A 24,476-nucleotide genomic window follows, 5' to 3' on the forward strand; every position below is an offset into this window, starting at 1 on the left:
CTTACTCAAAATAATATTCCACCGTGTAGGTGATGTTTGATTTGTTGTACATGCATGAATGGTTGGTATAATAATACATTTCCAGCTTGGAATAAGTGCCTGCGGTCAGTGTTCTGGTAAAGGAAATACCATTGCTTGTGGTTCCGTAGTCCAGCTGATCCCATGCACCTGTTTTGATATTGTAGCCACGCACTCTGCCATAATCCTGCCCACTGTGACCGGAAACGGGCGGTACGGTAAAGGTATACTGGGTAATGGTTGCACCATCAATACCGTTTTCCATAATAGTAGAATCAGGACCGGTCAGCATCATGCCGCCGGAGCCGTTGGAATCCATAACAAAAAATACAATCGCTGCCCATGGAGATTCTGCCCCGGTGCTGTCTACCGCCTTTACTCGTACCGTATGCTTGCCCAAAGCGTAAACGGCTGTTTCAGTGGGGCGTCCCTCCCAAACATAGGTAACGGCATCACCGTCTGGGTCGGTACTGCTTGCGGTGATGGTAACAGGCGTACCCGGTGCAACGCTGTTACCATTCGGCGTTCTTGTAATAACGGGTCTTGTGGGTGCGGAATTTGCCACTGTGAAAGTCACCTGTGACCAGTCGGAGATACCGCCGTAATTGTCCTTCGCTCTTACTTTGACTATATGAGTGCCTACGGCATAGTAATTATCACTTATCTTGCCCTCATACTCGTAGGTAATCACATCGCCATCGGGGTCGATGCTGTTTACGGTAAAGTTGACAAGGAACCTACCATCTTTCGCTGTCCTTGTTACATTCGCTGTAATAGTAGGCTTTGTAGGTGCGGTATTTACTACTGAAATGCTCTGCGTTGCGGTAAATACTCTGCCCAGCTTATCAGTAATGGTAGCGGTCAGCGTATAATTGCCGGATACATCCACATGAACCGTACCGCCACTGTTACCAAGTGTTCCCTTAAAATACTCAGAAACGGCAATATTCTGACCATCTTTGATAGCCGTCCATACGACGTTGTTATCGTTTAGATTGACTGTACTGCTCATATTCACAACAAAGTTCTGTCCGGTGCGAGCCACCTGCGGCATGGTGAAGTTGCAGTTATACAGCGGATAAATGCTGATTTTTTCTGTGTGGGTGAATACTCTTCCAAGGGCATCAAACATGGTGGCAGTCAAGCGATATTCGCCACTTTCGGTAAAACGGATTTTGCCGCCCTGTGCATTGAGCGTACCGCTGACAGCCTGCTCCAAAGGAATGGCTGTGCCGTTTTTCATCAGCGTCCATTCAATAGGAAGAACACCGATATTGCCCCTTGTTCTCACATCAATCTGCGTGTCAGTATATCCTGTTTCTGGCAATACAAAGGAAAGTTGAAGCACTGGCAAGACCTCAATTTTTCCACTATTAAAGCGAAATAACCTTCCTGTGGCATCGGTAACTCTTGCTTGCAAATCATAGACTCCTGCACGGGTAAAGCGGATAGAACCGCCGTTATTAGTCAGCTTACCATCAATGTAGGTATCCCAATCTTGAAAACCGTAGGTGTTATCTACATACCATACTGCTGTCAGTTGTTCCATATCGGTGAGAGTCGTATTTATCGACACTTGGTCATCGGTATGAACAGCACTTGGGACAGAAAAAGCAATGTTGGGAATTGGGTAAACCTTGATGGATTTGCTTACGGAGAAGGTTCTGCCTGCTTCATCGGTAACAGCGGCTGTTACGGTATAATCACCCTTTTCAGTGAAACTGATTAGACCACCGACATTCGTCAAATCATTTTCGGGAGCGACAATCACATCATTTTTTGTCATGCTCCACACAACCGGCAACGCCCCTGCATTGGTCAGCTTGGATTCTGCTGTTACAGGTCGATCCGTATGTGTTTGCTTTGGTAGCTCCAACGAAACCGTAATCACCGGATAAACCTTAGTTGATGCGGTATAGGTAAAGCTTCGTCCTGTATTATCGGTAACTGTAGCTTTTAGCTCGTAGCTGCCAACGGTACGAAACTGTATATTACCGCCGTCATCGGTGAGTATTCCCTCAAAACCATCTGCCAGCGAAATTGCCTTGCCGTCCTTGGTCAAGCTCCATACTGCGTGTAAGTCCTGCGTTTCCTTAAACGAGGTTTTGACCTCTACTGTGGTATCGGTGTGAGTCATAGTCGGCAGATAAAAACCCGCTTCTGCTACAGGATACACCACCGTGGTTGCTTCATGGCTATACATTCTGCCTGTTGCATCAGTAAGCGCTGCTTTGAGGGTATAAGTACCTTTCTGCGTAAAGCGAATGGAACCACCATCGTTATTCAGCGTTCCCTCTATCACTGCGGTAGCCTTCACGATTTTGCCGTCCTTGATGACCGTCCATTCGGCAATCATATCCTGCAAATCAGAGGACTTTACCAGAATATCAATCGTTTTATCGGTATGTGTGGTTGCTGGCAGAGTAAAATCGAAGGCAGCAACCGGATAGACCGTAATTTCTGCTTTTGCGGTAAAGAATCTGCCTGCCTTATCGATGGCTGTGGCAGTCAGTTTGTAGCTGCCTTTTTCTAAGAAACGGACAGAGCCGCCTGCATCGGTAAGCGTTCCAACAAAACAATCAGAAAGCGGGATCTCTTTGCCTTCCTTGGTAGCTGTCCAATCGAGTGATAAGTCGCCTAACTCCTTGGTATTCACCGCCACGGTAATTGGCGTATCGGTATGAGCGGTGTTAGGAGCCTGTACCTCGATCTCAATGACAGGATATACCGTAATATCTGCTTTGCCAGAAAACTCACGGCTGGTTTCATCAAAAGCAGTTGCTTTGATGGTGTAGCTGCCCTTTTCCTTTATTTGAATGGAACCGCCTGCATTCGTGAGCGTACCGGTTACCGTGTCCTGCCACTTTATCTCCTTGCCGTCTTTAAAAATATGCCAGTTAAGCTGCTGTGTGACGTTATCGGAAAGCGTGGTTTTGACAGTAAAGGTTTTATCTGTGTGAACAGTTTTATCCGCTTCTACACTGATTTTAAAGGTGGGGTGGATGATAATCTTTTTGGAAAAGATATAGGTGTGATTGCCGTAATTTTGAGCCGTAGCGGTAAGAAGATAGTTGCCCGGCTGGGTAATGGTAATTTTGCCACCATCCTTATCCAATGTACCTATTAGAAGTTCGCTTTGTGGTATGTTCTTGCCGTCCTCGGTAACGCTCCATTCCAGTGATTTTACGGAGCGAAGCACCGTTTTTACTTCAAATTCTGTATCGGTATGACTGAATTCAGGCGCAACGATTTCTACCACTGCGGCGGGATAGCTCACGCTGCCGCCACTTCCACTGGAGCCACCACCACTTGGCTTGTCGGGTTTATCGGGTTGTTCCGGCTTAATTGGCGGTGTTGTCGGGTCAGTGGGTTTAACCGGTTCTGTGGGATTTATCGGAGGGTCTGTCGGTTTTGGCGTTGGTGTTGGACTTGGGGTTGCTGTAGGCATTGGTGTAGATGTTGGATTCTTAGTCAGTTTTTCCGTTGGTTTGGTAGGTTTTTTATCCTGCGTATCCTTAGAAAAACCACCATTTGAATGGTCACTGTCCTTATCAGCCGTCGCATTATCGGTATCGTCCCCGACGTCCGTATCCTCATGCTCAATTTCCGTCACAATGGGATTGTCTGAAGGAATTGGTGTAACATCGTCCGTTTCTACCACAATTTGAGAGGGATTATCTTTCTGGCTAAGCTGCATGGAACAGCTCACCAATCCTATGATTAAAATAAGCAGGGCGATGATAGAAAGCACCATCACCGCCCGTTTGGTCTCTTTATTCATGTTAAGTTTGAAAAAATCATTATTCTTCACGGCTATATTCGTCCTCCTGTTCTTGGGCTTCGGCTTGTGCCGACTGCGGTATGGCACACTCCAGCTTGTGAATGATACTGTCTAAAAGTTTCACCTTGGCAGGGTCATTATTCATTCCTTCCTGCACTGCCAATGCGCACAGCACTTGCATTTCCTCACTGGAAAACAGCGGAACAACGTCCTGTTTAAAATATTGCAAAAGCTGTTTTTCCGCCGCTGTCATGCCATACAGTCCACCGCTGAAAAGATGCTTCTGATAGGCATCTCTGTCGGCAATCAGTTCTTTTGTTCCGTCTTTTTGCAAAGCGTAGCAGCACAAATGATTTTGAACGGCTTTTTCTGCATCCATGGGACCGGTCAGCAGTAAGTCATCTGCTGTGTAGCCATAATCGTGTAATCGGTCATGGTCTAAACGCTGCACAAAATCCGCAACCTTCATCGGCTCTGTGGCTTCCCAAAACTGTCCCCGTGCCGAAATTGCAATTCGGGCAAGTTCATGCTGATCCTCCGGCAAAAATTTATGGCGTTCCACTGTGCCGTAATGCTGTGCGATGGACTGCCAGTTCTGGTTATATTCCTGATAGGAAACGGTGCGTACATCGTTAGGATTTTTGAACACTACCTCCACTGCTACGGGATCAAGGGCATGGGTACAAAGATAATCCAAATGCTTTTGATAATCCATCTCCAGCACATTGCCAATGATGGTTTTGTCCTCGTTCATACGTAATATCTCAACCCAAAAAGTTTTGACATTTTCACTTTTGCTGGCTCCGTAATACTCCCATGTGTTGTGGGCATTGATATTTCGGAGATAGACATCACGTTCTGGGAAGCACCATGTTCCGTTTTTTCTGCTCAGCCAGAAAAAGTTTCGGTAACCGCCCCGATCCTCGGCAGCCTTTCTGATCTGCTTTACATCGTACTGAAAATCCGTTTGGTAAAAATCGGTGTTATGCTCCATGATTTTTTTCAACGTGGCAAGTACATCCACTTCTAAAAAAGAAGCGTTGTTATGCAAAGAATACCCCTGCGCCTTTACTGCTTCCCGCAGCTCTGCCATGATTTCCGCTTTGGAGCCACGGACAGAGGAGCCGTTATGGCGGTTCCTGTTCACAAAGTCCCCGCCCATATCCACGGTATGGAGCTTCAGACCGGCACTATGTGGTAAAACAAAGTTTATCAGTGATTCTGACTGGTCATCATGGGCGGTTGGAATTTCTCCGAACACACTGCCCATATCGCCGTCAACCACTGTCGGTTGCTGCCTGATCTCATGGATTTTGTCTCGGGGCATGGTCAGTGTCCATAGAGAGTAATCATCAGAGCCAAACTTGGTAACGGCGTTGATTTGGCTATATTCCATATTCATCCTCATGTTCCGGCATTGGCACTTGCTCATACTCAAAAATAAGATTGGGAATATTGCTCTCCACCTTTTCCATTACCGAATGCAACATTTTTTCATCCTCATAGCTGATGCTGTCATCGTTACGGCCACGGAATACGCAGGTGTCATGCAGCACCACCAGCTCCTCCTCGGAAAAGAGCTTCTGCTCCTCAATCAATCCTGACCGTACCGCAAAATCCTGTTTTGCTCCTTCATAGTTGGTTTCAAAATAATGTCCCCACATCACGCCTGTGCGGTCGTAATCATACTGCCATGTGGTAAAACGCACTTCATTGTCTTTTGTCATCTTCGCCGCCAGAATGTAATCTCCAAAGTTGGAAATCAGTCGAAAATCGCTGACCCCATCTGCCTGTAATTGAGGTGCATCTGTATACAGGTCATGGGCCTGCTTCATGGCAGTAAGGGTACGGTATATCTTATTTCTCTCTTGCTCCGGCGAGGTCTCCGGAAGAAAACGCATATTGCCGTCATGGTCAATTTTGCAGACCTCCTGCCCATCTTTGAAAACAGATAGCAACGTATTCTCACCGGCTTCCTGTTTTGTTGTAAATCCCAGCCCAGAAATCCGCCTTGTAAAAGCGGATAAAAATTCAGGTGTTACTTTATGTTTCACGCTCGTACCTCCTATCGTTCTATTTCTTCGGAATCATCTTCCGGCTCATAGCTTTTGACCTTCACCGGCTCAAAACCCTGATTTTTGATGTTGGTAAACCACTGTGACATAAACTGCTTCAAATCCTTTACCTTGGCAGGGGATGCGGTATCTGTTGCATAAAAAATCCCCATATCGTCTTGTAGGTACGATGTGGGGTCAATAGACCTGTTATCCTTGTCCACGGTAAAAGTGATTTCCGGGTCACGCATGGCGTCTCCGTTGCAGCCATAATAATGAGCGATACTGTACTCACCTCCGTCGATGGCTTCTATCGCCAAATCCTCAAACCCTTCCGATTGCAGCTTCATATAATAGGCTTCGCCGCTTAGAACCGGAGCTGCAAACAGCATCAGCTTTTGATAAAGCCCTTGTTCTAAGGTCATAGTTGTGCTTACAGACGGGCGGTCAGAAGCGCTTTCTTCCTCGTCTGCCGTCATCATATCCTCGCCATCGTCCTTAAATTCCAGTGCAAGGTCAAGCTCCACCTTTTTCTTTTGCAGCTCCAGCAACCGCTCTTCGTCAGGGAACGGCTTTTCCATTTCCTCCTTTGCGTCTGTAAGCTGCTGGTTCAGGCTGAGCAGGTTATTTTCCTCCTCTGTTTTCGCCTTTTCCATGCGTTCTGCCAAATGTTCCAAACGAGTGATGTTACCTAACGCAGCCTCACCCATGTCAGTGGAATAGGTGCATTTGCCGCATAGCTGGATGGAAACACCATCGCCCCATTGACGAACCAAGCGGATAGGAAAGCCTGCGTAGGTTCCCAACTCAAGGGTTGCACCGGTGTCACGCCCCAGCTTACGGGCAAAAACCATGAAATGCTCCGCTGCTTTGGTACGTTCCTCATGGAGCCTGCCGTCAATCACCATCTGAAAGTCAGCTGGTGCATGTTTGGCATAGGCGACAATATCAGCGGTCATACCCTCGATTTTTCTGGTAGCTGTGGCAATCTCTTTGGGATAATACTGGCTGATACGGTACTGCATTTCGTTCCTTTGGCTCTGCCATGAGGATTTCAGCACCGTAAGGCGGCTGATTTCGTTATCGGTTTCCATCTTCTGCTTGATTCTTGGGTCAGAGGTGGCAAGTGCTTTAAACTCTGCATACTGCAAAACAGTATCGTCAATGTCCTCACAGCTTCTAAGTGCAGAGCGACCAGTCATAATCTGGCTGATATAGCGTTGCTTCTGCTCTAAAATCTGCCACAAATAGCTGTCAAAGGTGTTTTCGGTGATGTAGTTGAAGATAGAAATTTCCTTGTTTTCGTTGCCTTGACGAAGGATTCTACCATTGCGCTGGGTTAGGTCTGATGGGCGCCAAGGCACATCCAAATGATGGAGAGCTACTAACTTTTGCTGCACATTCATGCCTGTGCCCATTTTTTCGGTACTGCCCATCAGAACACGGATTTCACCGCTGCGCACCTTGTCAAAGAGCTGTTCTCGCTGCACGTCGGTTTTTGCGTCGTGTATAAAAGCGATTTCCTCTGGTTTTACCCCCCGTACAATCAGGACTGTTTTGGTAGCTTCATAGAAATTGAAGCTGCCGTCATACTTCGGTGTACCCTGGTCACAGAAAATAAGCTGTGCCAGCTTTTCACCAGCAGTTTCATGGTAAATCTCAGCCACTTTTCCAGCACAAATATTGAGCTTAGTGTTTGGATCATCAGGGATTGACGGGTCAACGGCTCTTGGGTCTACCGACAGCAGCCTTGCTTCATGGGTCAGTTTGAGAAAATTATCCTCGGTGCTGTCCACCTCACCGTTACGGATCAGCTCCGCACGTTCGCCCAGCTCCATGACAATCCGCTTTTGTTCTGGAGTAATGGCAGTTTTAATGACCTGCACCGCACCAGTTTTCAATTCCGGCACCGGCAAGTCCAGCATATCTGCAGTTTTGATGTCCGCAATCATCTGGAACATACTCATCAGCTCCGGCAGATTGTGAAACCGTGCAAAACGCTTCTTCATCTGGTATCCGTTGCCCTCCGGCTTAATTTCTAAAGATGATTCTACTTTGCCAAAGGTGCTTGCCCAACTGTCGAACATCAGCAGTCCACGACGTTCCAGTTCTTTGGGCTGCAAGGTCTTTTGAATAACATACAGCTCTGCCATGGAATTGGATACAGGGGTGCCGGTGAGATAAATAACGCCCTTTCCGTTTCCGATTTCATTGATATACTGACACTTCATGTGCATATCCATGGCTCGTTGGCTACTGGCTCCACTGACACCGGCAACATTGCGCATTTTGGTATAGGAAAAGTTGTTTTTGTATGCGTGCGCTTCGTCTACCACCAAGACATCTACGCCAAGCTCCTCAAAATAGATAACATCATCTTTTTTCTCCGCCTTAAACAATCTGTCATAACGAAACTGGAGGTTGGAGCGGAAAATTTGCATCTGCTTTAAAGACCAGTCCTTGCCATCACGGAGCTTTTGCTCCTCAATGGCTGTAGAGATTGAATCAAGCTCTGCCTGCATAGCTGCAAGCTGCCGCTCTCTGGATAAACCAATTAGTTCAAAGCTGGAATGTGCCATTATCACGGCATCATAATCTCCGGTGGCAATACGGCTGACAAAGTGGCGGCGGTTCTTTCGCTCAAAGTCCTTTTTCTCCGCCACTAAAATATTTGCATTGGGATATAGACGCATATACTCGTTTGCCCACTGTCCAACCAGATGGTTGGGAACTGCAATGAGCGGTTTATGGATTTTGCCCAGCCGTTTCAGCTCATAGGCCAGGGCAATAGAGCTGAATGTTTTCCCAGCCCCTACCTCGTGAGCAATGAGCAGATTTCCGTCACCGTACAAACCATGTGCAATTACATCAAGCTGGTGCTGTCTGAGGGTAATATCATCTGCCATTCCCGGCAAAGCCAAGTCCGATCCATCATATTTACGAGGACGGACGTTATTGAATTTCTCATTGTAGAGCTTGGTCAGCCTTGCACCACGCTCCGGGTCTGCAAACAGCCAGCTTTCAAAAGCCAACTTAATTTGGGCCTGCTTCTCACGGGCGAGAATGGTATCACGCTTATTCAGAACGTATTTAACCTTATCCTCACCGGTATCCGGGTCAACATAGTCCACACGGTCTTTTACCTCCACAGAACGCAGATTCAGGGTGCTTTCCAATATCTCGTAGGCATTCATGCGGTCGGTACCATAGGTTTGATTGACGGCAATGGAGGTCTTTTCGGCACTTTTATTGGCGATAAAATAGGCACCGCTGTAATTGGAAAATTCCACGCCGATGGCATACCGCCCGGTCTGGTTATATGCCATCGTCTTGAAGGTATCATACATAAACTGTTGATACACATCAGCGGGTATCCATGTTGAACCGAGAGTAAAGCTGATTTCCTGCGGTGTCAGTGGCGTGGGCTGCACGGCTTTTAGTGCTTCCACATTTCGGGCAAACCGCTCCGGTTCTTCTCCCGCCTTTAAAATAGCTTCGGTCAGCTTGTCTTTAACATAGCCACTCAAATATTCCTCTGCGGTCTGCCAGCTGGTGTGGGGATTGCCCGTGTACTGTGCAGGGTCTTGATAAATACGATCACCCAGCTCCGCAATGATTTCATCCGGTGTTGCCTTGCGGTGTTCTGGCAACTGATACAGCCACGACATATAGGAAAGGTCAACCCTGCCTTTAACATTAAGAGATACCTTTAGGGCTTCCTCTGCGGAAAACACTACGCTAGGCATAACCTTGGGCTTGATGGTTGCCTTGTAGAACATGGGCGTTTTTTCATATACGCCTTTTTCTGTTTTACTTTCCTGCTCAAGAGAGCGAAGCAGGGGTGCGTTGCTATCCCTTGAAAATGCGATGACATTCCCATAGGAATTAAGAGAACCATTTTGCTTCACAAATCCATCGTATACCCTGTTCAGATACCCGATATGCTCCTGCAGCTGCTTCTCATGCTCCGCAGTAGGTAGCTCATTGCTGTCTGTAAAGGCACCGTTTTGAAAATCAATCAGACTACGGACAGCGGCGGTAATGGCAATCATGCCACGAATACGCTCTGCCTTTTTACCCGTGATGTCCTGCCGGTACATACGGGAATTTTCCTGATAATATAACGCATCTTCTACTACGGTATAGCTAAAATTGCGGACCGCAGGGTCAGCAGGCAGGGAATCCCTTAAAACAGTTTTTTCCTCGGCATATTCCGATATAGCCTCCGTATAAGTACCTTCCAGATAGGACACAGCCCGTTCCAATCGCTCATCCAGATCATCGCCGAGGATTGGGTGGCAGGCAGTCGTCTTTTCGTTGCCGAACATGGACTCATCGAACACCATCTCACCCAGTATCATTTCAGGGTGATCTATAAAATAGCTGCTGAGGGGAATGCCGTCCGCATTTTCTTCCACAGAAATCCATGGACTGTTTTCTTCATCCGGTACAATTTCCCGCTCTCGTTTTTGTAAGAATAAAATATCTGTGGTAGCTTCGGTTCCTGCCACCTGTTTGAACGCATTGTTGGGCAGACGGATTGCTCCTAAAAGTTCCGCCCTCTGTGCAAGGTATTTGCGGATAGTGGGATTGGATTTATCGAGCGTATATTTTGAAGTAATCACCGCCACGATTCCACCGGGGCGGACCTGGTCTAAAGACTTTGCCAGAAAGTAATCATGAATACGGAAGTTATGCCTGTTGTAGCGTGGGTCGTCCACTCGAATAGAGTTAAATGGTACATTGCCAACTACCACATCAAAGAAATGGTCAGGGAACTTCGTTTTTTCAAAGCCCATGACCTGAATATCCGCATAGGGATATAGATGCTTGGCAATGTTTCCGGGAATGGTATCAATTTCTGCGCCGTACAGTTTAGAACCACTCATGCTTTCCGGCAGTACGGAGTAAAAGTTGCCCGTTCCAATGGCGGGGTCTAAGATGTTGCCGCCATGAAAGCCGAAACGGTCCAGTGCATTGTAGATGTTCCGAATCACACTCTGCTCTGTATAGTAGGAGGTCAGCGTGCTTTGCTGTGCAGATTCAAATTCTTCCTCGGTGAGCAATCCCTTTATTTCCTCGTATTCCGTCTCCCAGCCGGATTTTCCCGATGTCAGGGCATTTGCAAGACCGCCCCAGCCAACAAATCTGGCAAGGGTTATCTGTTCTTCGGCAGTGGCCATGCGTCCCTGCAACTGTAAATCCTTTAACAGACGAATGGCTTCAATATTATTACGGCATTTGGTTTTCTGCCCGCCCTCGTACAGATGATGATCAGGGGAATAGCGATAATGAAAACCATCCATGGTGCGTTTATGAAAATCCTCCATGACAGCTCGATTACAATCTTCATTGGCTTGATTGAGAAGGGTTGTAGCATTTATCTCTTCCTTTGTTTCCTCTCTGTTATCACCGCTTTGTACGGCATTCACCACCATCGAAACAATCTCTCCATCGGTGTAATGGTCTTTTAGCAACTTGCAGTCTGCAATTTCAGAAATAGGTACTCTTTCCCTAATTGCAAATTTGGTGAGGTTCTGAAGCTGCAAAATATCCCCGATTTCCACCGTGCGCCCATCGTGCATGAACTTAAGGATTTCAAACACCTTGTCATGATAGTAAATACGGTCACCTTCCTGAAAAGGAAGCGGTTCCGGCTCTGTACTGCTCTCATTTAACAGGGCGTCGTTCTCCTCACCGCCAGTAGCTTCATAGGTATCCTGCGGCTGTGAAAACACTTCAAATAGATTAAGCTGGGAGGACGGCTCCGTGAGAACAGACGGCGCATCTAGGGAAATCAGTTTACCCACAGCTTCCAGTGCCGCTTTTTCTTTGGCAGTCAGGTAGCTATCTTGCTGAATGAGCTGGATAATTCGTGCTTCAACCTTTTCCCACGTTAGATGCTCGTGGAAGTCAATGCCATCGCTTTTGTACTCAATATCAAATCCGCTACCGTTATAATTGATTCTTCTGTGACCACCATTTTTTAAGCTACCACTGACCCCGCCAATCCCATACTCTTTTTTCAGTACGGCAATGCGGTCTTTTCTGGCAGACAGCGTGAGCATTGCGTTATAAATTCTTTGCTTACCGCCTTGAAAAGAAATGTGACTGGATAGAATTTGATTAATGATGTCATCTTTGGAAATGATCGGTTCTTCATCTGGCTCATAACTATCTTCATCCTTAGCGCCTTTCATTTCTTCTGCTTCATCAGGAATGGAGTAATCGTCCAACATAGAATCCGCAGAGCTAAAGGGATAGACTCCCATTAAAATAAGCTGGTCAATTTTTTCTGCCAGCTCCCGGTAGGTAAAGGTAAACTGCTGTCCCTCTGTTTCAAAGGTAATGCCATCCGCGCTGGACAAAATGTTTAGATATTCGCCGGTCTTAGTGGTGTAATCGGTATCCAGCTTGCCGTAAAAGGCTTTTAGGGCATTGGTTTTTGTGCTTTGTTTATGACCACCGCCCCAAAAGCGATATAGTTCCGACTGCCATTCCCGTGTGTCCGGAGTAATATCATCAGCACACAGTACCACATCTACGAGGTCAGATATTTCTTCCTCGTCCAGCAGATAGACCGGTTCGGCAACGGGCATTTCTATTGAAGTTTCCGTAACATCTTCAACAGCTGTTTCCTGCATTTGTCTTGGCGGGACAACGAAAAAACCGCCCGCAGACGGCTTGTTACCATCTACGGGCGGTTCAGTATGTGACTGCTGTTCTGTTATCTGACTTTGAGTACCACTTCGCTCTGTATGATTTCCTCCGCTGTGAGGGTAATCATGTTCATGTGACCGGCTCTCTCCAGTGTGTCTTCGGTTTCCGGCATCGGCTGTGCCAAGAGAAGCTCCTGTATCAGTGCTTCCTTGCGGTTTTCCGCTTCCTCGTCCACTTGGAGAATCATTTTGTTGATTTCGCCCTGCGCTATCAGCTCCGACAGACGGTGGGGATGCTGTTCCATCATATAGGCTTTCCACGCTCTGCCGAATTTGCCCACCGGCGTTTTGTCGGTCTGCACTTCCTGCGAAATCTGAATTTCGGGATACATCATCCCGTCCTCGGCCTGACGATAGCTGAGATTCATCAATGGCTCTGTTCTCATAAATTTGGCTCCTTTCGATTTTGATTGCTTTGATTTGCTGATTGATTTCCCTGAGAATAGGCCGTGCCAGTGAAACGGTGCAATTACCAATGATCATAAATAGTTCTAAGCTGTTAAAATGATTGATATTTTCAAAGGTGCCATCCTCAATAGGGGCAGTATCCATTCCGCATTTTCTAAACACGGTATAGGCTACGCTGTCTGTTACAAGCTCGGTAAGCTCCGCCTTGACCGCTTCGATAGGCATACCGTAGAGCATACTGCTTTCATCACGAATCTTAAAATTCTCCAAATACTTCGGCAGATGCTCTCGCACCATACGCTGTGCTAATTTATACAGACACTGTTCGATACTGGAAGTAGGAGTATTGTTTTTCTCATGAAGGTTTAGCAAAAGGCTTGGCTGATACTGTTCCTCCAGCTCCCACAAAAAGCTCATGACAGTGCGAAAGCTCTGCGGTGTGCCATTGGTGTCCATGAAATCAAACAGATACTTGATACTGGCATTGGGATTTGCCATATCAATTACGGCAATCCCTTTTGCACCTTTATTGATACTGCGGTTAATCCGTTTATCATGCCATTCATCAAAAGTAGCAAGCTGTGTGGCATCGGGGCGCTGTGCATAAATCAGCACGGAATTGTCAAAGGAACGCTTGTAGAACCGTGCAACACAGGATAACAGCCCCATCCACTCAGCAGGAGTTTTTGTATACTCCTGTACCGACTGCTTATAAAGGCCGGCAAGTAGGGTTGCTTTGCTCAATCTACCACCTCCGTATTCAGATTTTCAAAGTACATAGCAAGTGCTTTATCAATGGTATCCTCAATCTCTTTTGAACTCTGCTCGTTGGTGAAATACTTGGAAATCACCATAGGCTTGACCTTAAAAGGCTGGGGTTTGTTGCTCTTTGGTTTGCGGGTTTTCTCACCGGAAAGGATTTGTACCATGGTGGTATCAGTCAGCTTTCCGGTTTCATAGTAACTGCGGAGCAATTCCGCTTTTTTCATATCTACCTTGTAGCTGTCGGACTCCATGAGGTCGGAAATTTGCTGTTGCTGATTGCTGCTCTCTACGAAAGAGAGGTCATACGCAGCTAGGAAAGCAATTTCGCCGGTATCAACCTTTGCAATAAGCGGTTCAATCAGCGTAGAAATCTTGATATAACGCCCGACTTTTGATGCAGAAAGACCATATTCCTGTCCGACTTTTTCTCTGCTTTCTAACTTCTGTTCAAGTTGAACAGAAGTTGAATTTCCATCGGAATCATGCGGGTTCAAGAGCCTTTCTATCTCCTCTAAAAGGTCATTTCGCTTGCCCTGTGATTTCAGTGCTTCATAATGTTGGGAAAGGCAGTAAGCTCGTTCCGAATGGCTCATATCCGAGAAGGAACGCTGGCGCAAATTGGTTTCCGTTACAATCAGCACGGCTTCATCATGGGTCAGATTTTCTTTGATTATAACAGGGCCTTTGGTAAGACCCGCAAGCTGACCGGCATTTTGGCGGTTATGACCGCTAAGTATCAGATGCCGTCCATCCTCCGTATGCCAGAGGATAATGGGAAGCAGGATACCAAACTGGCGAACACTATCCACCATGTCCGCAAGCTGCTGTCCCTCATATAGCTTGAACCTGTGGTTCGGAAATGGCTCCATCAAAGAGAAATCCATTTGCGTGATACCGCCCTGCACAGGAGCAAGGGCAGTATCCTGTTCCGGCTCGAAATTGAGCATATCTGCAAAATCTTCAATAATAACTTTAGGCTTAGCCAACTCCAATCAGCTCCTTTCCATCTGCTTCTTCACAAGATAGAAGTTCCTCTACAAACTGACTGTAAGCAATCGCTGCTGGATTTTCCGGCAAAAACTCGCAGATTGTTTGATGATATAACACTGCTTCTGCAACCTTGATAGAACGAGGAATACGAGTCTCGAAAATCGGCACTTTCCCTGCAAAGCCCTGCTGAATCATTTGATTGACCTGTGCGGATAAAATAGTATTCGGAGAATCCATGGTGATAAGAATGCCATCAATTCGCAGACGATGGTTGCTGTTTTTGCTGATAACATGATAATGTTTCAACAACTCTGCCAGTCCTTGCGTAGATAAAAGCTCTGCCTGTGTTGGTACGATGATGCTGTCGGCACACATCATCACGTTAATCATCGGTGTACCCATTTGGGGCATACAGTCGATGATGATGTACTCGTATCTGTCCTTGATGGTATCTACATACTGCGACAGCACACGTTCTCGGAAATCCACGTTGCACAGATTGCGCTCCAGCGTAAAGAGCTGGGAATTGGAGGGGATAACATCTACACCGCAGTTGGTTTTAAGAATATAACCATCGGGATCAGGCAAAGGCTCGTCCTCAATCAGCTTACGAATGATGGTGTTAATAGTTACCTCCAGTTTGTTGGTGTTCATCACACCAAAGATGATACTTGAATGCCCCTGACCGTCAAAGTCGATAAGGGCGGTTTTATGCCCCCTCTGGGACAAGAGATAGGCAAGCGTGGTGGCCGTGGCCGTTTTTCCCACGCCGCCCTTCTCGTTCATGATTGCAATTACTTTTGCCATCGGCAAACTCCTTTCTTGAGTAAAATTAATTTGGGTAGGGTAAAAAGGGTAATAAAAAATAGACGTAATCGGTGAAAACCCGCTTGTTTACTGGGTTTCTCTGATTACTGTCTATTATAACTCAGGCTTTCCGGAGCATATATTGCAGTGCGCCGATTGACCATTCCTGCTTGCCGGTGGGCGAAAAAATTTTGTCTGCCTCTAGTGATTCCTTTATTTTTTGGACGCTGGCACCGGAATAATAGCTCCTGAAAATCCGCTTGACGATTTCCGCTTCCTCCGGCACAATCTTAGGCTGACCGTCCTCACCTTTTTCGTAACCTAAAATGCGGGAATATTGAAAAGGTACCTTTCCGCTTTTGAAGCTCTGGCGCTTGCCCCATGTGACGTTGCGGCTGATGGACTCACTCTCAGCCTGTGCAAACCCGCTGAGGAAGCACAGCACCATTTCGCTGGCCATCTCCATCGTGTTGATGCCCTCTTTTTCAAAGATGATGGGAATTCCCTTTGCTTTGAGCTTCCGGGTATATCCGATGGCATCCAGTGTATTTCTGGAAAACCGGGAAACGGATTTGGTCAGCACCATGTCTATTTTGCCCTTTTCGCACAGTGCCATGAGCTTGAGAAACTCGGTACGCTTTTTGGCGCTGGTTCCAGTGATGCCCTCATCGGCAAAAATACCGGTAAGCTCCCAATCTTTGTTTTTGTTGATTTTCTCCGTGTAATAAGCAATCTGTGCAGCGTAGCTGGACTGCTGTTCTTCCTGTTCGGTGCTGACCCGGCAGTAGGCCGCTACACGGAGCTTTCTCTTTCTGGCGTTGGGTTTGGTTAAAAGAATATTGGCGGGGATTATATCGACCCTTTGTTAAGCATAAATTCCCAGATTCAGTTGTCATATCTAACTTCAATGCACTAGTTCCGAACACCAAAAAGCAAAAGAGAGAATGTGATATTCTTATAGTTGATCCTTGTGGTTATGCATTATACATTGAGCTGAAACATTTTTATTACCCAATATCTTATAGTAAGACAAAAGCTTTAGATTCGGAGTTGAAAATTGCTCTAGATAAGATGCCAAAACAGCTAAAGGCAATAAAACATAGCTGGAATAATTTAAAAGTGCCCTATAAGTTCAATTTTGACTTAAAAGAGTTGAACGGACTAATCACTTCGCACCAGTATATTGGTTATGATGTTCCAATAGACATTAATACTCCTATTGTTTCAAATTCAAATTTATTTGAAAGTCTCTCTGAAGCAACTCAAGTTAAGGAAATATATCTAGGATGTAAAGAAATCGATGATATTTATCCAAATATCAAATTCGTTTCACGTGACTTTAAAATAAAGTATGCTGATTTTCATTTTAAATTTCAAATAGAGGCACTCGATCCCTCATTTGAAATAGAGTTTATAAAGTCATATAGAAAGCAAATACTAAAGTCTATTCAAATTGAAGAACCTAAAAGATTTGATAACATTGAAGAATTAGCAAAAGCCTATTTAGAAAAATTAGAGAGTTAAATATGTAAGTCGCTTAAAACTGGCAATAAAAAATCCTGATTTCATTTTCACGAATTCAGGATTTCTTGCTACCTATTTTAAATTTTGATCCTTAAAACTGACTACTGGTAGACGTGTTCCCACGTACCATGTCATATAACGACTTTAATTTTGATACTGCTTTTCAGGTCTTTTTGGTGGTAATTATCGCTGTTTTTACTGAAACTGAAGAACTCATAAAAGTGCTTAAACTCCAGCAAAATCAAGGGTTCTGGCGTTGTATTTTTACCACCGTCTCCACATGGAACGATAGCATCAGTTTGATGTCGGGGCTGTGCTTGGTGTTTTTCCAGTGCAAGGGAATAAGTCGAGCATACTTTTTACGGCGTTTTCCGTTCACGGGAATATCTCCAATATATTTTATGACGTTATCCGTTCGCGGGAACAAATCAATGGTAGGTATACCCTGACGTTTCATTTAACGGTGTAGATAAAGTCGTAGATGGCACATTTACTCTTCAATTGAAACCTATCATACTGTGACAACACCATATTTCCGAAATAAATTTACAAAAAATCGTTTTAAATCATTAAGTACTTTTTGCTTGAGTTCGCCACTATCATTTGCCCCCAGAAACTCATATCCTCCAAACCGGTAGACATCATATCCAAATAGACTCATCTCACGATGTGCCTTAACCATTTCACTATAAAGTTTGGGCGATGCCCTATCGCCATCAGCATAATGCTGTTTTCCATCGATTTCTATAACCACTCGATCACGATGTGAAAAAATCATAAGAAAATCCATTTTTTGATGTTCAAACAATTTATAACCACGCTCTTTTTGCGTTTGGGGATCATAGTATAGATAAACCTGTGGTATTAAAGCTGGTACATCAACACCCAATTCTTTTTTTAATTCATAATAAGCCTGTAGCATCCACGTTTCGGGACCCGACTTTTCGCCGCTGGCTTTAAAACTTGTATCTAAACAATCGCACAGCCTTCGGATAAACATATTTTCTTGATTGTCTTCTATTACGTTTTCCTCTGCATACCATTCTACCAACTCATTCCACATTAGCCCATTCTGTGGAATTGGTCTGTCATATATTAAACATTGATTAGCATTCTTGGTAATTCTTATATCATTGTTTAAAGCATCATCGAATACGATTTCTGGCTTGTATTTTGCTGCAAAAATAATGTTTTTCACAGAGCCTTGGACACCTGCTTTTGTTGACACGCATTGATAAAATTGCTTATCTCCTATGGTATCTTTTACCACCAGTTTATAACCATCATGTTCAAGATACCGATTGATTACATCTACAAATCCCGAATTACAAACATCCTCTCGTCGTTCTTCTTGAGCATTCCAGTGCCAGTGGTGTATGTTGGGGTTTGTATATTGTTCTAGGAAAAACATAAACTCTTCATCTGAAAGATTCAAATAATCAATAATGGTATCCATAAGATAGCTTTCAGGCCAATCGTCAAAACGATCCATATGTCTAGCAATTTCAGATATCATGCCTTCGGTAAGCGAAGGACATACTACTTTTGCAAATTCATGATACTGTTTATCACCTGTCAAGCTTCCCATTGCTAGTATGGCGTCAACAATAGAACGACGTGTTTCGTCAATAATAAAATGAGTTTCTTTGCTGTCCTTAAAGCTAGCCATATAGTATACCTCCAGAGTTTCTGTTCTGAACATAAAGTATCAATGTTAACGCTACAATGGATGTGTTATTTTTCTGATCGTCGCTACAAACTTGCAGGTTTTGCCGTTAATGAATCTTATCCCTCAGCATATCTTGCAAGAAAGGTTTTATTGAATTCAGAATAATTGCTGTAGCTCTTTTGTTCTGCCTCTCACTACGATTCCTTTTATTGAACATATCCAGCATAAACTGATAATCGTTATACGGATCATATTCATTGTACGACGAGGGCTTAAAAGCACCGAGGTCATAGAGGTAACGTAATAGTTTTCTGGAAAAGAAATCGGATGACAATACAAGAAATTGTCTATCCTCAATGGCATGGAGGAGCTTGAAAAGCTGCTCTTTTACAGCGACCTCCTCATCCAAATCAGAACGTTCAAATTTCGTTATACACGAACTGCCGATTGGATAAAGCGTTTGTCCATTGACGGTATTTCTGATTGTAAAAAGAAATCTGAGGTTTTCTTTCCCGCAGATGCAAGATTCGCTTAATGTTTCATCTTCTTCGACATCATCAATGCACCATTCTAAAACCGCTGCTTTCCATTCAGTGGCATCAGAATAGCGTAGGACGGTTTCAATCAGATTTCTATAATATGAGCTTGTCGTGTTCATAATCTGTTGCCTCCTTTTACAATCATTACTCAGTTGAATTTTCGTAATCTTTCAGCGTGATACCGTTCGAAGTCTTCCATTCGGTCAATCCATTGGCGTGGCCACCAATGACAAAAGCCAAAGCGTATGATGGGCTGCGGAACAGAACATCCTCTTGCAGAAGCCCTTCACTGCTAATTTTTGCATTCTCGCGTGCTTTCTTTATTCCTATGGGTATACTCTGTGAGTCTATTAGTTCTATCTGGCTTCCGGCTAAAACCACAAATCCTTCGTTGGTTTGTTTACAGGTAGCCTCAATCGTTTTTCCGCTCTTATGGCTTTTTCGCTTAAGATACAACATTAGGTCAGGTGATGACGTCGGCTCATCCTCGTCAGGAGCAGTCGGAGACACTGTCAGTGGCTCAAATACTTTATGACCCAATGTCCCCATAACAATGCGGGCGTAATCGACGAATTCTTCGAGTTCACTTTCTTTTTCCTCCGTTATGTTACCGTGTGTCGGATCGTTTCCGTTTTTGACCTCATAACGGTTTGCCGACAGCGCCAAACCACAGAAGCGGTTCTCAAGATAGCTTATTTCCGTCGGTCCGAAGGAGTTATTTGACGTGGTGAACACAACGGCTTCTGTCCAATAATCCTTATCGGGATTACGTTTGTGTTCCTGCAAACGATAAAGAAGCCCCTCGCCGTTCTTTCTCGCACCTGCCTGACCGACATATACGACATTATTGCCGGTCTGATCGGAAGTGCCAAACAGAAAGTAAATCCCGCTTTGCTTCAAGTCGTCACGCTCTTTGCACAAGTCTAAAGCCGTGCGCGGTATTTTATATGCAACACCCGTCCAGTTGGCAAGGGTACATTTGATGCGCCCGGTCGGCTCGCCATCCATTAAAAACAGATTTATACTCTTTCCTCGTTTTGCCATATCTGCACCTCCGCTCTACTAATCTACAAACAAATCGGGAGCATTAAAAATAATGTCAGGCAGCTCCCTTACAACACCATCGTTACTACAGTTCTTGAGCGTGGTGCGTAGCCGTATTTCACCAGATGGAAGCATGATGACATAATCGCCTTGATGCTGTCGGATGAATGTTGCCGCCTCTCTGGAGAAGCCGTGACGCTGTAGTTGGATAGTGATTGTATTCATTGTGCCGTACTCTACATATTCGTACCAGTTATTATTGTTCAACGAGACCTCTCCATAAACGCGCTTGTACTCATTGGAGAAGCGAAGAAAATAGTTTGAAATGCTGAACAGAATGACATTTTCAATTACTTCCAGCGTATCAGCGAACACGATATTCTTGTGCTCCCGCGTATCCATGTAATAACTTGGAGTGTATGCGTTCAGCCAGAATGAATCCGGGTGGTCTTTTCGGTAGCTGATGGCTTTGCGCATAATGCTGCCGAGTCCGTTTCCTTCAATCCACTGCATCAGAATGGTCGTATACCAGCCGAGCCGCGTATAGTCACCGTCATTATTTGTTTTTCCCAATGACGAATACTCGTATTTCTTCCAGTTAAAGATGTCTCCCAATCGACGCAGGAAATCAACAACCTCATCGTGGTCAAAGTAGCCATTTCCATCCGGCTTTGGATAGGAGAATTCTGGGTCGGCAATTATTGCCGCACGGAGCCTCCGCGTTTGGTCAAGCGAGACATTGATGTCGCTGTCTATCATTTCGGCGCTTTCGGCAAAGGATGCTCGGATTTGGGCTTCCTTTTCAGATGTCAGGTATGGGGAGAATTCTCGCTTTACAAGGCTGTCATTTCCGTCTACGATGTCACGGAGGAGAATCAGACCGAATTTTCGCATCATGATATATTCTTCTTCGGACTGGTCTTTGCTGTATTTGTCGATAACGGAACTGCCAGAGAGGAGCGTTTCCACAATCTTTTTTTTGTGTTTGGGCTTTAAATCCTGTGTTAACGACAGTTTCTGGTCTGAAACATCATCCTTGAGGAGCTGGAGATAATCATCTTGCTTGATAGTGTTTTCGTCGCTGACAAAGAACACATTACCGCAAAGGTTGAACTGGATACGCCCAACACGACCTATCAAATTGCGAAAATCGATGCTGTTCATACGAGCCCGTCCGTTTTTATAACTGGAAATAAAGAGGTTATCCGCTGGAAGGTTAACGCCCTCTACCAGAGTACTGGTGCAGAACATCGCGGTTATTTTTTCCTTTTTGAACAACTTTTCAATACGCATCCTTATTGCAGACGGCAGGTATCCGATATGATACGCCACGCCCTTTTCAAGCAGCTCGGCTAAATAGTATTCGCCGTGTACTTCATTGCGCACATCCTTCGCCAGCTCATTCAGCTCGGGGTCGTTTAGCTTTTCGCGTTTATCTGCAAAAAGCCGAGCTGCTTCAATAGCCTTGTCTTTGCCGCTGAAATAAGCAATGGTGCGCTTGTCTTTCATGCCCTCAGTGTGATCGAAAGCCTGAAGGATTAAATCCAGCGTGGGGTTATCGCCCTGCAGTGTGCAAACAAATTCATTGGATTTAGTATGGTCGTTAAATACATTGATGGTCTTGCTACCCAAGCTAACAAGGAACTTGAACTGCGAAACAGGCGAAAATGAGGATGCCATCGCATTCTCGCCGTCGTACTGACCGTTTGCAATTAACTGCAAATATACCTCCGGGTTAGGTATATTCGGGGAAGCAAAAATAAAATGGGGTTTCGGCTCTCTGCGTGAGAGGTCATCAACCACGGAATAGTAGAACGGACCGCGACTGTTTTTGCCCGACATCTTATGCGCTTCATCAATAAAGAGGTAGTCGATTGGTAAATCCGGCTTGCTGTTTATCAAGTATAGGAGCCGTTCAGGAGTGAGAACAAGAATAAAGCTGTGGCTTTGCTCTAGCGCCAAGTCTCCCGCAGCGGTGACAACACGGTAATCACGCTGCTCCAACAGCCCTTTCAGGTCATTGATGACCTCGCTGCGGACTTCGTTGATAAGTGCCTTTGTCGGAACGATAAGGGCGAAGTTCTTCTTTACGCCCTTGAGCACCTCCTCCTTTATGAACATACGCATAATGAAGGACTTTCCCATCGAAGTGGGCGCGGAATAACTGAAGCAGTCGTCCTGCAGGTGGTCATACGCATATTTCTGCGCTTGGAAAAAGCGCTTGTTCTTTTCAGCCGGGATTGTCAGATAGTTGCGGCTATACGCGGCGAATAACTGCTCAAATGCGGTTGGCTCGGTGTAACTCGATTTTATAAGGTCTTGTCCAAGAAAATTGCCCGTGCTTGAAAGCACCGCACCCGCATAATAAGACACCTTTTCATCGTCAGGGTACAGCGCAAGAAGCAGCGTGATAATTTCCTGCGCCCATATCCTATGGGCATCGCGGCGTTCCGGGTGCGTGGATTTGGAAAGAAGGTCTGCGAAACGCAACGCCGCTGTAACATTGACACCACGCATTTTCTTGCGTCCGTTGAGGCACAAGGTTTTCAGGGCATAGTTATACAGAATGTTGTTGTAAAGCTCATTCAGATATTCGTTGTCCTCAATGTCACCAAAAATGGCATCACTCAAATTAACCATAGGGGTCTCATCCATTGTCTGACACCTCCATAATTGACTGCATTATTTCACGTTTTTCCTTCTCGGCATCGGTTAATGGCATCACATAGAAATAGAAGGAGCGGTGAGAGAGTCCAAGTTCGTCAATTTTCTCCCGTATGTATTTCGCGTATTCCTGTATATCGCGTTCCATTTTTTTGTTGACTGCCGCCCGGTATTCCAGCGCTGTACGCGTTCCAGGTTCAAGCCCAAGCGAGTATCCGAGGAAAATGCCATATGCGGTATCGTATGTCGTATTGCCGTCCGGCGAAGGAATCAAGATGCTGCGGATAAAATCGACATCACGGGCAGGTACATTCTGATTAAGAAAAGTGTGTTCCACCAGCTCAACCTCATCATCGCCGCGATTCTCAATTTTGACAACTCCTTCAAATGCTGCGTCAATGGCACCCTTCAAATCACCAATCACACTGGAGGTGCCGAACACCATCTGATAGTAGGCTATTCCATCGGCATTGTTGACAAAATGCATATGGATGCTGTCGCACTGGCTATTGTACTGTTTCGCACCGGTGGAAAGCTCGACCTTGCTCAGTAACTTCGGAGCGTCGAGCTTCTCCTCCAAAAAAGCATAAAGCAGCATTTCACCCAGCTCGTTTCCTGTGCCTTTTTCATCGGGACGCCCTGTCTGACGCATGATGCGGAGAGCTTCGTCACGCACGCCCTCAACATCATCGTCCAATTTGAACTGTTCCAGCTTGGCTCTGGAGTATACATACCTGCCGATATTTTTTCGGAGGAATTTCAGGAGTTCCTTTTGAGAAAACCCGTAATTTACAACGTCCAAGTGAAAAAGGCGCAAGGCATGAGGGTTTCGCAAGTTGAGACGCTCCGAGTGGGTGACCTCTTTGAAAATGTTATCGAAGGCATCTCCCTTCAATGTTTTGGATAGCGCTTCGCAAGAATCATCTTCTAAATGCGTTTCTTTAGGTGCAGGAGTGGTCGTAATAAAACTAATTATTGCGTCTATCGTATTTTCCGGTTTCGTATTGTTTGTGTCACGGATAGTTTTCAAAAAATCGCCGAGCATAAGGAGGATTTCGCTTACGCGTTTTATTTCAGATGTAATACTATCTATGCTTTCAACGGGCAAGCTCTTAGCCTGATCTTCAAGAACAGTTTTCCTGTCCTTCCAGTACCTGATGTAACGCTCGTGATTCGCCACTGTATAAACATAAATATCAGCATTTCCAAGCACAACATACATAGTGCGGTATTCCCAGTTAACATCTTTGTATAGCTGGCAGGCCTCATACATACAGTTGATGGACTTCAAATACTCGTCCGATATTAAAAGCACTGCATAATCTGCCTGACGAATTCGGTTCATGAACTCCTCAATGCTGCCCCATGGAGCGATGTCATTTGTATCGCGCATGACAGGACAAACGGTGCGTGCAGAGGATTCTATTCTATCCGCAAAGTCTTTTTGTTCTCTATTATACGAGATAAATAATGACATCGTTTTTACTCCTTTGA

Annotated in this window: 14 protein-coding genes; 1 reads left to right on the top strand and 13 read right to left on the bottom strand. The window is 45.3% G+C overall.

Translation table 11 applies throughout. The features are described from left to right. Position 1 precedes the first annotated feature (1 nt). The 8 genes from U5921_RS02145 to U5921_RS02175 all read right to left on the bottom strand — a co-directional run bounded on the left by U5921_RS02145 (position 2) and on the right by U5921_RS02175 (position 16,395). Positions 2 to 3,829: an S-layer homology domain-containing protein gene (locus U5921_RS02145; protein ID WP_324824891.1), complete on the bottom strand. Its 3,828-nt coding sequence runs from the start codon at positions 3,827 to 3,829 to the stop codon at positions 2 to 4. Further along, a complete protein-coding gene (locus tag U5921_RS02150) occupies positions 3,819 to 5,126 on the bottom strand; it encodes a hypothetical protein (RefSeq protein WP_324824892.1) in 1,308 nt (435 codons plus the stop codon). Before U5921_RS02150 ends, U5921_RS02145 begins: the two co-directional genes overlap by 11 nt. 58 nt (positions 5,127 to 5,184) lie before the next feature. Then, a complete protein-coding gene (locus tag U5921_RS02155; protein WP_324824893.1) occupies positions 5,185 to 5,853 on the bottom strand; it encodes a hypothetical protein in 669 nt (222 codons plus the stop codon). An 11-nt stretch (positions 5,854 to 5,864) separates the two neighbouring features. Continuing rightward, entirely contained in the window at positions 5,865 to 12,497 is a 6,633-nt protein-coding gene (locus U5921_RS02160; protein ID WP_417765066.1) for a DUF6908 domain-containing protein, read from the bottom strand. 83 nt (positions 12,498 to 12,580) lie between these two features. Continuing rightward, positions 12,581 to 12,958, bottom strand: coding sequence for a TnpV protein (locus U5921_RS16175; RefSeq protein WP_417765030.1), 378 nt, complete (start codon positions 12,956 to 12,958; stop codon positions 12,581 to 12,583). A 762-nt stretch (positions 12,959 to 13,720) separates the two neighbouring features. Beyond that, a complete protein-coding gene (locus tag U5921_RS02165; RefSeq protein WP_324824895.1) occupies positions 13,721 to 14,731 on the bottom strand; it encodes a ParB N-terminal domain-containing protein in 1,011 nt (336 codons plus the stop codon). Further along, positions 14,724 to 15,542, bottom strand: a complete 819-nt coding sequence (locus U5921_RS02170) for a ParA family protein (protein ID WP_324824896.1) — start codon at positions 15,540 to 15,542, stop codon at positions 14,724 to 14,726. The genes U5921_RS02165 and U5921_RS02170 overlap by 8 nt, the downstream gene beginning before the upstream one ends. 121 nt (positions 15,543 to 15,663) lie before the next feature. Next, positions 15,664 to 16,395: a recombinase family protein gene (locus U5921_RS02175; protein WP_324826030.1), complete on the bottom strand. Its 732-nt coding sequence runs from the start codon at positions 16,393 to 16,395 to the stop codon at positions 15,664 to 15,666. 218 nt (positions 16,396 to 16,613) lie between these two features. On the opposite strand from U5921_RS02175, the gene U5921_RS02180 reads away from it, so the two are divergent. Continuing rightward, entirely contained in the window at positions 16,614 to 17,066 is a 453-nt protein-coding gene (locus tag U5921_RS02180; RefSeq protein WP_324824897.1) for a hypothetical protein, read from the top strand. Between the two features lie 511 nt (positions 17,067 to 17,577). Here U5921_RS02180 and U5921_RS02185 read toward each other — a convergent pair. The 5 genes from U5921_RS02185 to U5921_RS02205 all read right to left on the bottom strand — a co-directional run bounded on the left by U5921_RS02185 (position 17,578) and on the right by U5921_RS02205 (position 24,459). Further along, positions 17,578 to 18,735: a hypothetical protein gene (locus U5921_RS02185; protein WP_324824898.1), complete on the bottom strand. Its 1,158-nt coding sequence runs from the start codon at positions 18,733 to 18,735 to the stop codon at positions 17,578 to 17,580. Between the two features lie 106 nt (positions 18,736 to 18,841). Continuing rightward, positions 18,842 to 19,393 (bottom strand): hypothetical protein, encoded by a 552-nt coding sequence (locus U5921_RS02190; protein WP_324824899.1) that lies wholly within the window; start codon positions 19,391 to 19,393, stop codon positions 18,842 to 18,844. A 25-nt stretch (positions 19,394 to 19,418) separates the two neighbouring features. After that, entirely contained in the window at positions 19,419 to 20,318 is a 900-nt protein-coding gene (locus U5921_RS02195; protein WP_324824900.1) for a GIY-YIG nuclease family protein, read from the bottom strand. An 18-nt stretch (positions 20,319 to 20,336) separates the two neighbouring features. Continuing rightward, the gene (locus U5921_RS02200) at positions 20,337 to 22,973 is read right to left on the bottom strand and encodes a DEAD/DEAH box helicase (protein ID WP_324824901.1); all 2,637 of its coding nucleotides are present in this window, start codon (positions 22,971 to 22,973) and stop codon (positions 20,337 to 20,339) included. Further along, entirely contained in the window at positions 22,966 to 24,459 is a 1,494-nt protein-coding gene (locus tag U5921_RS02205; RefSeq protein ID WP_324824902.1) for a Hachiman antiphage defense system protein HamA, read from the bottom strand. Before U5921_RS02205 ends, U5921_RS02200 begins: the two co-directional genes overlap by 8 nt. Positions 24,460 to 24,476 lie beyond the last annotated feature (17 nt).

Source organism: Sinanaerobacter sp. ZZT-01 (genome assembly GCF_035621135.1).
In the GTDB taxonomy this organism is placed as follows: Bacteria; Bacillota; Clostridia; order Peptostreptococcales; family Anaerovoracaceae; genus IOR16.